At 69.6% G+C, this 14,385-nt stretch carries 13 protein-coding genes; 10 read left to right on the top strand and 3 right to left on the bottom strand.

All coding sequences use genetic code 11. From position 1 onward, the window contains the following. Positions 1-16: 16 nt before the first annotated feature. The 10 genes from AB0N22_RS09560 (at position 17) to AB0N22_RS09515 (ending at position 12,018) form a co-directional block, all read left to right on the top strand. Positions 17-1,156, top strand: a complete 1,140-nt coding sequence (locus tag AB0N22_RS09560; protein WP_364638711.1) for an NYN domain-containing protein — start codon at positions 17-19, stop codon at positions 1,154-1,156. 36 nt (positions 1,157-1,192) lie between these two features. Then, positions 1,193-2,299: a GuaB3 family IMP dehydrogenase-related protein gene (locus tag AB0N22_RS09555; protein WP_364638708.1), complete on the top strand. Its 1,107-nt coding sequence runs from the start codon at positions 1,193-1,195 to the stop codon at positions 2,297-2,299. Continuing rightward, complete coding sequence (locus AB0N22_RS09550) at positions 2,296-2,766, top strand: GNAT family N-acetyltransferase (RefSeq protein ID WP_364638705.1); 471 nt, start codon at positions 2,296-2,298, stop codon at positions 2,764-2,766. The genes AB0N22_RS09555 and AB0N22_RS09550 overlap by 4 nt, the downstream gene beginning before the upstream one ends. Then, positions 2,763-3,572, top strand: a complete 810-nt coding sequence (locus AB0N22_RS09545) for an MOSC N-terminal beta barrel domain-containing protein (RefSeq protein ID WP_364638702.1) — start codon at positions 2,763-2,765, stop codon at positions 3,570-3,572. The genes AB0N22_RS09550 and AB0N22_RS09545 overlap by 4 nt, the downstream gene beginning before the upstream one ends. Positions 3,573-3,636: 64 nt before the next feature. Further along, complete coding sequence (gene efeO, locus AB0N22_RS09540; RefSeq protein ID WP_364638699.1) at positions 3,637-4,812, top strand: iron uptake system protein EfeO; 1,176 nt, start codon at positions 3,637-3,639, stop codon at positions 4,810-4,812. Positions 4,813-4,821: 9 nt separating this feature from the next. Next, positions 4,822-6,120, top strand: a complete 1,299-nt coding sequence (efeB, locus tag AB0N22_RS09535) for an iron uptake transporter deferrochelatase/peroxidase subunit (protein WP_364638695.1) — start codon at positions 4,822-4,824, stop codon at positions 6,118-6,120. Between the two features lie 68 nt (positions 6,121-6,188). Next, positions 6,189-7,760 carry a succinic semialdehyde dehydrogenase gene (locus AB0N22_RS09530; RefSeq protein ID WP_364638692.1) on the top strand — a complete coding sequence of 524 codons (1,572 nt, stop codon included), beginning with the start codon at positions 6,189-6,191 and terminating at the stop codon, positions 7,758-7,760. Continuing rightward, positions 7,753-9,459: a GMC family oxidoreductase gene (locus AB0N22_RS09525; protein ID WP_364638689.1), complete on the top strand. Its 1,707-nt coding sequence runs from the start codon at positions 7,753-7,755 to the stop codon at positions 9,457-9,459. Before AB0N22_RS09530 ends, AB0N22_RS09525 begins: the two co-directional genes overlap by 8 nt. 312 nt (positions 9,460-9,771) lie before the next feature. Further along, positions 9,772-11,331: a glutamine-hydrolyzing GMP synthase gene (gene guaA / locus AB0N22_RS09520; RefSeq protein WP_364638686.1), complete on the top strand. Its 1,560-nt coding sequence runs from the start codon at positions 9,772-9,774 to the stop codon at positions 11,329-11,331. Between the two features lie 48 nt (positions 11,332-11,379). Further along, positions 11,380-12,018: a hypothetical protein gene (locus AB0N22_RS09515; protein WP_364638683.1), complete on the top strand. Its 639-nt coding sequence runs from the start codon at positions 11,380-11,382 to the stop codon at positions 12,016-12,018. Between the two features lie 2 nt (positions 12,019-12,020). Here the strand turns inward: AB0N22_RS09515 and AB0N22_RS09510 are convergent, their stop codons facing one another. From AB0N22_RS09510 to AB0N22_RS09500, 3 genes are read right to left on the bottom strand one after another with little or no spacing between them, the layout of a single operon-like run. Beyond that, positions 12,021-13,118: a glutamate--cysteine ligase gene (locus AB0N22_RS09510; RefSeq protein WP_364638680.1), complete on the bottom strand. Its 1,098-nt coding sequence runs from the start codon at positions 13,116-13,118 to the stop codon at positions 12,021-12,023. After that, on the bottom strand, positions 13,115-13,666 hold the full coding sequence (locus tag AB0N22_RS09505) for a hemerythrin domain-containing protein (RefSeq protein ID WP_364638677.1): 552 nt from the start codon (positions 13,664-13,666) through the stop codon (positions 13,115-13,117). Before AB0N22_RS09505 ends, AB0N22_RS09510 begins: the two co-directional genes overlap by 4 nt. Before the next feature lie 46 nt (positions 13,667-13,712). Continuing rightward, positions 13,713-14,330 carry a flavodoxin family protein gene (locus AB0N22_RS09500; RefSeq protein ID WP_364638674.1) on the bottom strand — a complete coding sequence of 206 codons (618 nt, stop codon included), beginning with the start codon at positions 14,328-14,330 and terminating at the stop codon, positions 13,713-13,715. Positions 14,331-14,385: the final 55 nt, after the last annotated feature.

Here is a 14,385-nt window from a genome sequence, read left to right as displayed (position 1 = left end):
CCGCTAGCCTCGTGACGTGACCATCCGCAAGAACGTCGCCGTCTTCATCGATGCCGAGAACCTGTTCAAGGGCTACGGCAAGCTCGACATCCCCGACGTGTCGATGGAGGACATCCTCAACCAGATCGACCGGGCCGCCTCGCAGGAGGCCGGCGCCAACGGCATCGCGGTCGCGCGGGCGTACGCGGACTGGAACGCCCTCGGGCTCGAGGACTACCGGCGCGACGTCGAGCGCAGCCGGGTCGAGACCGTCCAGGTGTTCTCGGTCGGCAAGGCCGAGAAGAACGCCGCCGACATCGTGCTCGTCGTCGACTGCCTGCGCGTCGCCGCCGACCTCGACCACATCGAGGTCTTCGTGCTGGTCTCGGCCGACGGTGACTTCGTGCCACTCGTGCGACGCCTCCACGAGCTCGACAAGTACGTCGTCGGCGCGACGCTGTCGAACCACCCGGTCAACTCGGTGCTCGAGAAGGAGGTCGACCAGTACGTCGCCCTCAAGGTCACGCCCGTCCCACCCGCGGCGGCACTGAAGCCCGTGTTCTCCTCGGGGGACCCCGCCACGGGGTCGGCGCCGGCACGCCCGTCGGCGAGGAAGACGACGCAGAAGAAGGCCGAGACCCCCCAGCGCCAGGAACCGGCCGAGAAGCCCGCCAAGGCCGTCGCCGCGAAGGAGCCGGCCAGGGAGCCGGCTGCCGAGCCTGCGAAGAAGACGGCGAAGAAGGCGGCGAAGCGACAGGAGCCGGCGCCCGACAGGTCCGCGGCGCGTACCGGCGGAAAGCCGGAGTGGCACACGATCGCCAAGCAGATCCCGGTCGTCCACAAAGGCCGGGCGTCCTCGCCCGACGACTACAAGGCGATCATGAAGAAGGTGCTGACCGAGCCCAAGGTCCGCAGCTACCTCGACCAGCTCGCCAACCACGGCGGCACGCTGCCGATCCTCGCCATGGCGATCAAGGCGGCGGCGCCCCAGGTCAGCCCATCAGACGCCAAGGTCAGCACGTTGTCGCGCGCGTTGCGGTTCGCGCTCGCCGGTACGCCCTACGCCTTGGCCCGCGAGAGCGACGACGTCCAGCCCGTCCTCGTGCGCCGGGCGACCAAGCCGGCCGGCATGCTCCCTGATCTGTCGCTCGACGACATCCAGCGGGGCGTCCAGTAGCCCGACGAGTCCCCCTCCGGCACTAGGCTGTACCGCATGGCAGACATCGAGATCGGCACGGCCAAGCGCGGCAGGCGTGCGTACTCCTTCGACGACATCGCGATCGTCCCGAGCCGGCGCACCCGTGACCCCGAAGAGGTCTCGACCGCGTGGCAGATCGACGCCTACCGCTTCGAGCTGCCGGTCATCGCGGCGCCGATGGACTCCGTCATGAGCCCGGAGACCGCGATCGCGCTGGGCAAGCACGGCGGGCTCGGCGTGCTGGATCTCGAAGGGCTCTGGACCCGCTACGAGGACCCCGAGAAGCTCCTCGAGGAGGTCGCCGGCATCGACGGCCCCTTGGCGACCAAGCGGCTCCAGGAGATCTACGCCGAGCCGATCAAGGCCGAGCTGATCACGGCCCGCCTCGAGCAGATGCGGTCGTCGGGCGTCACGGTCGCCGGCGCGCTGTCGCCGCAACGGACCAAGCAGTTCGCCGACGCCGTGGTGGATGCCGGCGTCGACCTGTTCGTCATCCGCGGCACGACGGTGTCGGCCGAGCACGTCTCGGGCCAGACCGAGCCGCTCAACCTCAAGGAGTTCATCTACGAGCTCGACGTGCCGGTCATCGTGGGCGGCTGCGCGACCTACCAAGCGGCGCTGCACCTGATGCGCACCGGAGCGGCCGGCGTGCTCGTCGGCTTCGGTGGCGGCGCGGCCCACACGACCCGCTCGGTGCTGGGCATCTCGGTGCCGATGGCCTCGGCCGTCGCCGACGTCGCCGCAGCGCGACGTGACTACCTCGACGAGTCCGGCGGGCGCTACGTCCACGTCATCGCCGACGGCTCGATCGGCCGCAGCGGCGACATCGCCAAGGCCATCGCCTGCGGCTCCGACGCCGTCATGATCGGTTCACCGTTCGCTCGCGCCCTCGAGGCGCCGGGACGTGGCTTCCACTGGGGCGCCGAGGCGTGGCACCCCGACCTCCCGCGCGGCGCCCGCGTCGAGATGGGCACGGTGGGCGACCTCGAGTCGGTGCTGTTCGGCCCGTCGTCGGTGCCCGACGGCACGATGAACCTCATCGGCGCGCTGCGCCGCGCGATGGCGACGACCGGCTACACCGATCTCAAGGAGTTCCAGAGGGTCGAGGTCGTCGTCGGTTGACCCCCACCGACGTCCAGCTCGTACGGGTGCCGTTCGAGCATCCCGATGCCGTGGCGCTGCGCGACGAGCACGTCGCGTGGGGCAACCAGCTCTATGCCTCCGACCCGGCGGCGGTGCACCGGTCGGGATCAGAGGGCATGGACCCGGCGTCCGTGGTCGTCACCGTCGTGGCGTACGACGCCCAGGACCCGGTCGGCCACGCCTGTCTCCGCGAGCTGGACGGCGAGCTCGAGATCAAGCGCATGTACGTCGTGCCGCGCCGCCGTGGCGCCGGCATCGCCGACTCGCTGCTCGCGGCGATGGAGGACGCCGCCCGGGAGCGGGGGGCCCACCGCGTCATCATCCACACCGGCGACCGGCAGCTCGCCGCCCTGAAGTTCTACGAGCGGCACGGCTACACCCCGATCCCGGTCTACCCGCCCTATCAGGACGTGACCTACTCGCTCTGCTTCGAGAAGCTCCTGTGATCCGCGTCCGGTCGATCCACCTCTACCCGGTCAAGGCGACCGGGCCGGTCGACGTCGACTCCGCTCGCGTGGAGCTCGAAGGTCTGCGTCACGACCGCCGCTGGGCGGTGGTCGATCCCGACGGCGTCAGGCTCAGCGCGTCGACCCACGACCGGCTGCTCAGTGCCACCGCGACCCCTGACGCCGGCGGGGCGCTGACCTTGACCGGCCCCGGCCTGGCGCCGCTCCAGGTCGCGGTGCCGGTCAACGGTCCGCACATCGCGGTCGACGTCTCCCGGCTCCCCACGATGGTCGACGCGGGTGACGAGGCGGCCGCCTGGTTCGGTCGCCTGCTGGGCGAACCGGCACGGCTGGTGTGGCAGGACGACCCGACCCGTCGGCCCATCTCGATGGAGCACGGGGGACTGGGTGCCGAGCCACTCAACCTGGCCGACACCGGGCCGCTGCTGCTCACCACCACGTCGTCGCTGTCCCAGCTCGAGGCCTGGATCGCCGAGGACCACGAGCCGCAGACCATGGTCATGCGGCGGTTCCGGCCCAATGTCGTGGTCGACGGCTCCGAGGTCCCGTTCGCCGAGGACGGATGGCGCGGCATCCGCATCGGCGACGTGCCCTACCGGTTCGCCGAGCACTGCGACCGGTGTGTCGTCACCACGATCGACCCCCTGACGCTGGCGCACGGCAAGGAACCGATCCGTACGCTCGCGCGCCACCGCAAGTGGGACGGCAAGACCTGGTTCGGCATTCGCATCGTCCCGCTCGCGACAGGCACGATCGCGGTCGACGACGAGGTCACGGTGGCCTAGGCGCCGATCAGATCACACCGGGTCCGCTGTCCTACCGTTCCAGGGTGATCTAGCATGGTGAGGCTTGCCTTATCAGAAGGCCGGCCCCGATCACCTGAAGGACACCTCAGCCATGAAGACCCTTGCCACGCTCGGCGTGATGACCCTGGCCGCCTTGAGCCTGACCGCCTGCGCGGACGACGCCGCGAGCTCGGACGGTGGCCTCACCGTGAATGCCTCGGACTCGTCGTGCAAGGTCTCGGCGACCAAGCTCAAGGCCGGCCCGTCGACGTTCAAGGTCACCAACACCGGCAGCAAGGTCACCGAGTTCTACGTCTACGCCGAGGGCGACCGCATCATGGGCGAGGTCGAGAACGTCGGCCCCGGACTGTCCCGCAACCTCGTCGTCGACCTGCCCAAGGGCACCTACGAAGGCGCCTGCAAGCCCGGCATGGTCGGCGACGGCATCCGCCAGAAGCTGACTGTCACGGGCGAGGCCGCCAAGAAGCTGTCGGACTCCGAGGAGCTCAAGGCTGCTGCGACCTCGTACGAGCGCTACGTCAACTCGCAGACGGTGGCGCTGATCGCCAAGACCGAGGAGTTCGTCGCCGCGGTCAAGGACGGCGACGTCGAGGAGGCCAAGCGCCTGTTCCCGATCGCCCGTACGTACTGGGAGCGCATCGAGCCCGTCGCCGAGAAGTTCGGCGACCTCGACCCGCTGACCGACGGCCGCGAGCCCGACGCCAAGGCCGAAGGCCGCGACTTCACCGGCTGGCACCGCATCGAGAAGCAGCTGTGGGTCGAGGGCGACACGAAGGGCATGAACCCCTACGCCGACGACCTGCTCGCCAACGTCAAGAAGATCGTGGCGCTGGGCAAGGACGCCCCGCTGACCGCGCTCGAGCTCGCCCAGGGCTCGAAGGCGCTGCTCGACGAGGTCGCGACCGGCAAGATCACCGGCGAGGAGGACATCTTCAGCCACACCGACCTGTGGGACTTCAAGGCCAACATCCAGGGCTCGGAGGCGGCGATCGCCTCCCTGCGACCCGTCCTGGAGAAGCAGGACCCGGCACTCGTCAAGGAGCTCGACACCAAGTTCGACGCGCTCAACACCGAGCTCGACCAGTACCAGGACGAGAACGGCGACTGGACGTTCTACGACAAGCTGACCAGGGACCAGGTCAAGCGCCTGTCCGACCTGGTCGCGTCCGTCAGCGAGCCGATCAGCCGCGTCGCCGCCGTGGTCGCGAAGTCTGCCTGACCTGACCTGATGTCCGACTCGAACGACGCCTCGTCCGGCCTCTCCCGTCGCAAGCTGATCGGGGCGGCCGGGCTGGGCGCGCTCGCAGCCGGCGCCGGAGCCGGTGGCGGCTACGCCGTGGGGCGCCAGGACGAGCCGAGCATCGCCGGTGTCCCGGACCCCGATGCGATGCCGATCCCGTTCGAGGGCGTGCACCAGGCCGGCATCGTCACGCCGGCGCAGGACCGGCTCTACTTCGTGGCCCTCGACCTGACGACCGAGGAACGCGGCGACCTGATCTCGTTGCTCGAGGACTGGACTGCCGCGGCGCGGCAGATGACCCAGGGCAACGACGTCGGTGAGTTCGGCGCGGTGTCGGGCTCGCCGTACGCGCCGCCGGAGGACACCGGCGAGGCCCTGGGCCTGCCGCCGTCCGGGCTGACGATCACGGTCGGGTTCGGCCGAGGCATGTTCGTCGATGCCGAGGGCAAGGCCCGCTTCGGGCTCGACGGCAAGCTGCCGGACCGGCTCAAGGAGCTGCCGGCGTTCTCCGGCGACGAGCTCGACCCGGCGCTGTGCGACGGCGACCTGGCGATCCAGGCCTGCGCCAACGACCCGCAGGTCGCGGTGCACGCGGTCCGCAACCTCGTGCGCATCGCGTTCGGCCGGGCATCGGTCCGCTACTCGCAGATGGGCTTCGGCCGTACGTCCTCGACGTCGACGGCGCAGGTCACGGCGCGCAACCTGTTCGGCTTCAAGGACGGCACGGCCAACATCAAGGTCGAGGACGAGAAGGACGTCGAGAGGTTCGTGTGGGTCCACGAGGACGACGGTCCCGACTGGCTCGTCGGCGGGTCCTACCTCGTCTCCCGCAAGATCAACATGCGGATCGAGATCTGGGACCGCGAGCCGCTCGAGGGCCAGGAGAACATCATCGGCCGCACCAAGGGGTCCGGTGGTCCGCGGTCCGGCGGCGACGAGTTCGAGAAGCTCGACTTCACGCAGAAGGACGATCGCGGTGCTCCGGTCATCGACATGAAGTCCCATGTCCGCCTGGCTCACCCCGACTTCAACAAGGGTGCCAAGCTCCTGCGCCGTGGCTACAACTTCGTCGACGGTTCCGACGGCCTGGGCCAGCTCTCCGCGGGGCTGTTCTTCCTCGCCTACCAACGAGACCCCGAGACGCAGTTCGTCCAGATCCAGCGTTCGCTCGCCGGTCTGCAGAAGGATCTGCTCAACGAGTACATCGTGCACGTCGGCTCCGGGTTGTTCGCGTGCCCGCCCGGCGTCGGCCGCAAGGGGTTCTGGGGCGAGGCCCTGTTCGCCTGAGTCCGTGAGCCGGTGACTCTCGTTACTTGCCGGTAGTCATGTGACACGGCGAATGTCATACTCTGGGTATGACCGCGCTCGACTCACCTGTCACCACCGCGTCGCCCGTGCCTCCGGCACGTGCCGCCGAGCTGACCCGCCTCATCCGGACCACGTCGGACGAGCACCGCACGACCCATTCGCCTCTCACCGGGGACCCGATCGCCGACATCCCGGTGTCGAGCATCGCCGACGTAGACGACGCGTTCGCCGCCGCCCGCACGGCCCAGGAGGCGTGGGCCCGGACCTCGCTGCGCTCCCGCAAGAAGGCCCTGCTCCGCCTCCACGACCTGGTGCTCGAGCACCAGGAGGAGCTCCTCGACCTGATCCAGATCGAGTCGGGCAAGAGCCGCGCGCACGCCTTCGACGAGGTCGCGCACCTCGCGCTGACGGCTCGCTTCTATGCCCGCCGACTGGCCAAGCAGGTCGGGACGCGCCGCCGCAACGGCGCCCTGCCCGGACTGACCTCGATCACGGTCAACCAGGTCCCCAAGGGCGTCGTGGGCATCATCAGCCCGTGGAACTACCCGCTCACGATGGCGATCTCCGACGGCATCCCGGCGATCGCAGCCGGCAACGCCGTGGTGCACAAGCCCGACAGCCAGAGTCCGTTGATCGCTCTCGCGGGCGTCGAGCTCATGCGCAAGGCCGGCATCCCCGACGACGTGTGGCAGGTGGTGAGTGGCGCCGGCTCAGTCGTGGGCACCGCGATCATCGAGCGCGCCGACTACGTCTGCTTCACGGGGTCGACCGCCACCGGCAAGCTCATCGCCCAGCAGGCCGCCGCGCGGCTCATCAGCTGCTCCCTCGAGCTCGGCGGCAAGAACCCGATGATCGTCCTGCCCAGCGCCGACATCGAGAAGGCCGCGGCGGGTGCCGTCCAGGCGTGCTTCTCGTCGGCGGGCCAGCTCTGCGTCTCGATCGAGCGCCTGTACGTCCCGGAGTCGCGCTACGAGGAGTTCAAGGCCGCCTTCGTCTCCCGCGTCGAGCACCTGGCCCTGGGTGCGGCGCTGGACTGGGACGCGGACATCGGCTCGTTGGTCTCGCAGGCACAGCTCGACACGGTGACGGACCACGTCAAGGACGCTGTCGCGCACGGCGCGACGGTCCTGGTCGGCGGCAAGCCGCGACCCGACATCGGCCCCTACTTCTTCGAGCCGACGGTGCTCGAGGGGGTGACCGAGATCGCCGAGTGCTTCGCCGGCGAGACGTTCGGACCGCTCGTGTCGCTGTATCCCTACCGCACGATCGACGAGGCCGTCGCACTCGCCAACCAGGGGGAGTACGGCCTCAACGCCAGCATCTGGGGCAAGCCGCGTGAGGCTCGCGCGATCGCCCCGCGCATCAAGGCCGGCACGATCAACATCAACGAGGGCTTCTCGGCCACGTTCGGCAGCGTCGACGCCCCGATGGGCGGCATGCGCCAGTCGGGCCTCGGTCGGCGGCAGGGCGCAGAAGGCATCCTGCGCTACACCGAGCCCCAGGCCGTCGGCGTGCAGCGCGGTCTCCCGATGGCCGGGCCGGCGTTCCTGCAGGCCCGCACCTACGCCAAGCTGCTCACCGCCGGACTGCGGATCCTGAGGAGGACCCCACGTGCCTGACCACGAGAAGGCGTACGACTACGACGTCATCGTCATCGGATCGGGATTCGGCGGGAGCGTCTCGGCGCTGCGGCTGACCGAGAAGGGCTACAAGGTCGCCGTGCTCGAGGCGGGCAAGCGCTACGAGGACAAGGACTTCGCCAAGAGCTCCTGGCGCCTGCGCAAGTTCCTGTGGATGCCGCAGCTCGGCTGCTACGGCATCCAGCGCATCGACAAGCTCAAGGACGTGCTGATCCTGTCGGGCGCGGGCGTCGGTGGCGGCTCGCTGGTCTACGCCAACACGCTCTACGAGCCGCTCGACCCGTTCTACAAGGACCCCGCGTGGGGGCACATCACGGACTGGAAGTCCGAGCTCGCGCCCTACTACGACCAGGCCAAGCGCATGCTGGGCGTCGAGATCTATCCCATCGAGACCGCCGCGGACCGGATCATCAAGAAGGTCGCCGAGGACATGGGCGTGGGTGGCACGTTCCACCACACCCCGGTCGGCGTCTTCTTCGGCGCCGAGCCGGGCGAGACCGTCGCCGACCCCTACTTCGGGGGCGCCGGCCCGGACCGCGCAGGCTGCCTGCACTGCGGCGAGTGCATGACGGGCTGCCGTCACAACGCCAAGAACACCCTGGTCAAGAACTACCTCTACCTGGCCGAGAAGGGCGGAGCCGAGGTGCACCCGCTCACCACGGTCACGTCGGTCACCCCGTTGGCGGGTGGCGGCTACGAGATCGAGACGCGGCGCACGAACCGGCGCTTCCGACCGCGCAAGAAGATCACCGCCGAGCAGGTCATCTTCTCGGCCAGCACGATGGGCACGCAGAAGCTGCTGCACCGCATGCGCGACCGGGGGGCGCTGCCGGAGGTGTCCCAACGGCTGGGGCTGCTGACGCGTACCAACTCCGAGGCGCTGCTCGGTGCCATCGCCGATCGTCGCGACGTCGACTACAGCCACGGCGCCGCCATCACGTCGTCGTTCCACCCCGACGAGCACACGCACGTCGAGCCGGTGCGCTACGGCAAGGGCTCCAACGCCATGTCGCTGCTGCAGACCGTGCTGACCGACGGCAGCACCAGCACCCCGCGCTGGCGGGTGTGGCTCAAGGAGATGTGGCGGCAGAAGGCCAGCATCTTCAAGCTGTACGACCTGCGGCACTGGTCCGAGCGCGCCGTCATCGCGCTGGTCATGCAGACGCACGACAACTCGATCACGACCTACACCAAGCGCGGCCTCACGGGGCGTCGCAAGCTGTCGTCCAAGCAGGGGCACGGCGCGCCCAACCCGTCGTTCATCCCGCCGGCGCATGAGGCGGTGCAGCTGATGGCCGACCACATGGAGGGCACGCCCGGTGGCACGATCGGCGAGCCGTTCAACGTGCCGCTCACGGCCCACTTCATGGGCGGCTGTGCGATCGGTGACTCGCCCGAGACCGGTGTCATCGACCCCTACCAGCGCCTCTTCGGCCACGAGGGCCTGCACGTCGTCGACGGCTCGGCGATCAGCGCCAATCTCGGCGTCAACCCGTCGCTGACCATCACGGCGCAGGCCGAGCGCGCGTTGTCGTACTGGCCCAACAAGGGTGAGGCGGACGTACGCCCGGCCGTCGGCGAGCCCTATCGCAAGCTCCAGCCCGTCCCGCCGAAGAATCCCGCCGTCCCGGCGGATGCGCCCGCAGCGCTGCGGCTCCCCATCGTCGGAGTCTCGTAACCCCGTCCTCGAGCGGGGCGGTGACCTGGCGTCCACTTCGAGCTGCGCACTGGACGCCAAGTCACCGCTCACAGGCCGGGGAACGACAGAGCCCCCGCCGGGGCGGGGGCTGCGTCGCACTCAGGGTGGGAGCCCCGGAATGCACAGAGCCCGACCGGGAGGGAGCTCACGGGTCGGGCCCTGTTGTGCCACGAGGAGCAGCACATGATCTAACGGGAGGGAGTGTTGTTAGATCCACCCTGTAAAACGACCGTGGTGACAGCGGGTTACGCACGTTCTGAACTTTATTTTTCGGCCGATAGGATGGCACCTGTGACCCCTGATCATGACCTGGTTCTCGTCGTCGATTTCGGGGCGCAATATGCCCAGCTGATTGCCCGCCGGGTGCGTGAGGCGCGGGTCTACTCCGAGATCGTCCCGCACACCATGCCGATCGACGAGATGCTCGCCAAGCAGCCCGCCGCGATCATCCTGTCCGGAGGGCCGTCCTCGGTCTACGAGACCGGCGCTCCGCACCTCGACGCCACCTTGTTCGAGGCGGCAGTCCCGGTGTTCGGCATCTGCTACGGCTTCCAGGCGATGGCGCAGGTCCTGGGCGGCAACGTCGCGCACACCGGGCAGCGGGAGTACGGTCGCACGGCCGTCAGCGTCGTCGAGCCCGGCATCCTGCTCGCGGGCGTCCCGACAGCCCTGACCTCGTGGATGTCGCACGGCGACGAGGTCGTCGCCGCCCCCGACGGATTCCTCGTCAACGCCAACTCGCCGCGCGCCACCGTGGCCGCGTTCGAGCACACCGAGCGCCGCCTCGCCGGCGTCCAGTGGCACCCCGAGGTGCTGCACAGCGAGCACGGGCAGCGCATCCTCGAGGCGTTCCTGGTCGACATCGCGGGCTGCCGCCAGACCTGGACCAGCAGCAACATCGTCGACGAGCAGGTCGAGCTCATCCGCGAGCAGGTCGGCGACGCCAGGGTCATCTCGGCCTTGTCGGGCGGTGTCGACTCCGCCGTGTCGACCGCGCTGGTGCAGCGCGCGATCGGGGACCAGCTGACCGCCGTGTTCGTCGACCACGGCCTGCTTCGCGAGGGCGAGGCCGAGCAGGTCGAGAAGGACTACGTCGAGGCCACGGGTGTCGATCTCAAGGTCGTCGATGCCCGCGAGCAGTTCCTCGGCTTCCTCGCCGGTGTCTCCGACCCCGAGGAGAAGCGCAAGATCATCGGCCGCGAGTTCATCCGCGTCTTCGAGGCGGCCGAGCGCGAGGTGCTCGCGACCCCCGGGACGCCGGTGAAGTTCCTGGTCCAGGGCACGCTCTACCCCGACGTCGTCGAGTCCGGGGGCGGCACGGGTGCCTCCAACATCAAGAGCCACCACAACGTCGGCGGCCTGCCGGACGACCTCGTGTTCAGCCTGATCGAGCCGCTTCGCACCCTGTTCAAGGACGAGGTGCGCGACGTGGGCCGCCAGCTCGGCATCCCCGAGGCGATCGTCGGCCGCCACCCGTTCCCCGGGCCGGGCCTGGCGATCCGCATCGTCGGTGCGGTGGACGCCGACCGCCTGCGCATCCTGCGCCGGGCCGACGCCATCGTGCGCGAGGAGACGACAGCGGCCGGCCTCGACGCCGAGATCTGGCAGTTCCCGGTCGTGCTGCTGGCCGACGTGCGTTCGGTCGGCGTGCAGGGCGACGGTCGTACGTACGGGCACCCGATCGTGCTGCGCCCGGTCTCGAGCGAGGACGCGATGACGGCCGACTGGAGCCGCCTGCCGTACGACGTGCTCGAGCGCATCTCGACCCGCATCACCAACGAGGTCGACGAGGTCAACCGGGTCGTCCTCGACATCACGAGCAAGCCCCCGGGAACGATCGAGTGGGAGTAGCCGGGCTGTCTTGTTAGGGTCGTCTGAGTCGATCGAAGGGGAACACCAGTGAGTCAGACCGCCTCCCAGCGGCCCAAGCAGGTGTTCGTGGTCCTGTTCGTGATCGCCGTTCTCGCCGTGGTGGCGTTCGCCGGCTGGCGGCTGATGGGCGACGACGGTCCCGACGGCTCGCGTGCGTCCGGCACCGACTCGAGCAGCAGCACGGCGCCGACGGGTGCTCCGACGAGCGAGCCGACCACGACCAAGCCGACGCCCAAGGTCTCGTGCGAGGGCCCCGACACCCAGTTCAACATCGAGGGCGTCGAGCAGGACAGCCTGCTGCCCGACTGCGGCACGACCCCGGTCACGCCGCAGGAGCAGAAGAAGTCCGGCCTCGGCCTGGCCTGCGGCGGTTCCTACCCGGTGATCCTCTACAAGACCACGACGACCGACGCCAAGACCTCGATCTGCGGCAAGGACGCCTCAGGGGAGTCGTTCCGGTTCGTCACCCAGCCCGACGGCGGCGAGCCGATCGACCTGCGTGGCACCTACGATCCCGGGCTCGACGCGTTCGTGGCCAAGAAGGACGGCACGCGGTATGCCGTCCAGGGCTACGACGGCACGCTGCTGATCACCAAGGACGGCTCCACCACGCGGCAGAAGTCGTCCGACTGGATCTCGCTCGACAACGAGTCCGACTACGACTGACGTCAGTCGTCGAACGACGCCTGCGTCCGCCGGACGAGGTCGTCGACGACGGCGGTGAGGTCCGGCGACCGACCGGCGACCGCCCGCTGGCGGTCCGCGCCGGTCCCGTCGACCAGCAGGCGGCGGATGCCGTCCTCGACCAGGGAGGTCGTGCCGTGGTCGTCGAGCACGGGGCGCAGGTGCTCCAGCAGGGTCGACAGCGCCTTCTCGGCCGGGACGACGGCCCGCGTGACGGGATCGAGCAGGGAGTCGGCCAGGCCGTGCCGGCGGGCCCGCCACCGGGCCGCACGGAGCAGCTCGACCCGCCAGCCCTCCGCGACGCTCCCGCGGGCACGTTCACGGGCGAGTGTCTCGACGAGCGCTCGCGCGAGCTCGGCGACGAGCACGGTGTCGTCGAGGTTCGTGCAGACGTCGGCCACCCGGATCTCGACGGTGGGATAGCTGCGGGCCACACGAGCGTCGAAGTAGACCATCGCCTCGTCGAGCGCGGCTCCCGACCCGACCAGTTCCCGGACCGCGTCCCGGTATCCCGCGAGGTCGCCGAACGGCTCGACCGGGCCGGCGCTCGGCCAGGCGTCCCACAGCTGTCCGCGCCAGCTGGCGTAGCCGGTGTCGACACCCTCGGCGTACGGGGAGTTGGCCGAGACGGCCATCAGGAGCGGAAGCCACGGGCGTACGTCGTCGATGATCCCGATGACCTCGTGCTGCTCGACGCTGACGTGCACGTGCGTGGCGCACACGAGACCTTGCCGGCGGATCTCGCCGAAGCGGTCCAGCATCGTGTGATACCGCTCCTTCGGCGTGACGATGCCGTGTGGATCGGCGAGCACCGGGGTGGCCACCGCGGCGACGGTCGCGCCGACGGCGTCCGCGGACCCGGCCGCGCGCCGGCGCTGCTCGATCAGGTCAGCCTTGAGGGCTGCGAGGTCGGACTGCGGCCGGCTCGCCGTCTCGATCTGCTGCAGGAACAGCTCCTGGTCGAGCCCTTCCTCGGCCTCTCGGCTCGAGTGGACGACGTCGTCGGAGACGGGAGCGAGCTGCCGGGTCCGAGGATCGATGAGGAACATCTCCTCCTCGACGCCGACCTGGCGCAGCGTCATGCGTCTTCTGAGTCGTCCAGGAGTCCTTCAGCGCGGGCCTCCCGGACGAGACGGCGTACGTTCTCGATCGCGCCGCAGTCGGCATCGATCTGCCGGTTGCGCTCGGCGGCGAACTTCTCGCCGAGCGCCGTCCGCGTCGGCTCACCGACGTCCTCGCGAGCGGGATTGAGGATCGTCAGCTCCTCCTCGGTCAGGTGGTGGTTGACGAGCTCGGCGAGCTTCTCGAGGGCGTCGTCGAACTTCTGGGTGTCGGTGCCCGAGCACTCGAGCAGCGCGAGCAAGGCCTCGTTGCCCTCGGCGTGCTCCTCGGCACCGTGCTCGATCTCCTCGGCATCCGCGGAGGTCTTGCGGCGCAGCTCGGGATAGACGAACCGTTCCTCCGCCTCGGCGTGCGCGACGTGCAGGGCGGAGAACGCCGCCCGTACGCTCTCGCGATCGCTCTCGATGTTGCGGAGGTCGCGGAGAAGCGCCTCGAACCTCCGGTGGTCCTCGATGATGAGGTCGACGACATCGCCCTTCTCGGGCCGGCCCAGGTCAATCGTGGTCATGCCCGGAACCTACCCCTGCGGCGCACGGCCAATCCCCGGGCGGGACTCAGGACGCGCCGGGGTAGTGCGACTCCTTGAGGGCGCGAGCAAGATGTGCGGCGTTGGCCACAGCGGCCTGCATCGCCGACGCGACGGGCTCCGGTGTCTCGTCGAGGTCGCGATAGTCCGTCGTCTGCATGGCCTCGCCGTTCCAGTACGTCCCGCCCTGGGCCGGGATCGTGAAGCCGACGTCGTTCAGACCCTGGTAGAGGTCGGCGGTCACCTTGTGGGCGCCGTCCTCGTTGCCGACCACTCCGACGACCGCGATCTTGCCGTAGAGGACGGGGTTGCCGTCGTCGTCCTCGCTCGACAGCTCGGCATCGAGCCGTTCGAGCACCCGCTGGGCGACGCTCGACATGTGCCCCATCCACGTCGGCGACACGAAGACGAGGATGTCCGCGTCGAGCACCTGGTCCCGCAGGGCGGGCCAGTCGTCGCCGTCACCCATGTCCGCCTCGACGCCCGGCATGATGTTGTGGTCGACCGCCCTGATGACGGTTCCGGTGGCCCCGTGCTCGGCAAGGGCATCGAGGAACTGGTGCGCCATCAGGTCGCCGCTGGACGCGTCGGGACTCGGCTTGAGCGTGCAGTTGATGGCAAGGGCTGTGAGGGGCTCGGACGGCATGGTTCTCCTGGGTCGGCGGGCCGTGTGCGTACCCGCTGCCCGGGCGGCGAAACCG

Source organism: Aeromicrobium sp. NPDC092404 (assembly GCF_040684095.1).
Taxonomy (GTDB): Bacteria; Actinomycetota; Actinomycetes; order Propionibacteriales; family Nocardioidaceae; genus Aeromicrobium.
This window is presented reverse-complemented; position numbering and strand designations above follow the sequence as displayed.

Bases quoted from the DNA above. Each gene is read 5' to 3' on its own strand.
- AB0N22_RS09555 (WP_364638708.1), top strand. From the start codon at position 1,193: ATGGCAGACATCGAGATCGGCACGGCCAAGCGCGGCAGGCGTGCGTAC.
- efeB (WP_364638695.1), top strand. From the start codon at position 4,822: ATGTCCGACTCGAACGACGCCTCGTCCGGCCTCTCCCGTCGCAAGCTG.
- AB0N22_RS09530 (WP_364638692.1), top strand. From the start codon at position 6,189: ATGACCGCGCTCGACTCACCTGTCACCACCGCGTCGCCCGTGCCTCCG.
- AB0N22_RS09510 (WP_364638680.1), bottom strand. From the start codon at position 13,118: ATGACGCTGCGCCAGGTCGGCGTCGAGGAGGAGATGTTCCTCATCGAT.
- AB0N22_RS09505 (WP_364638677.1), bottom strand. From the start codon at position 13,666: ATGACCACGATTGACCTGGGCCGGCCCGAGAAGGGCGATGTCGTCGAC.
- AB0N22_RS09500 (WP_364638674.1), bottom strand. From the start codon at position 14,330: ATGCCGTCCGAGCCCCTCACAGCCCTTGCCATCAACTGCACGCTCAAG.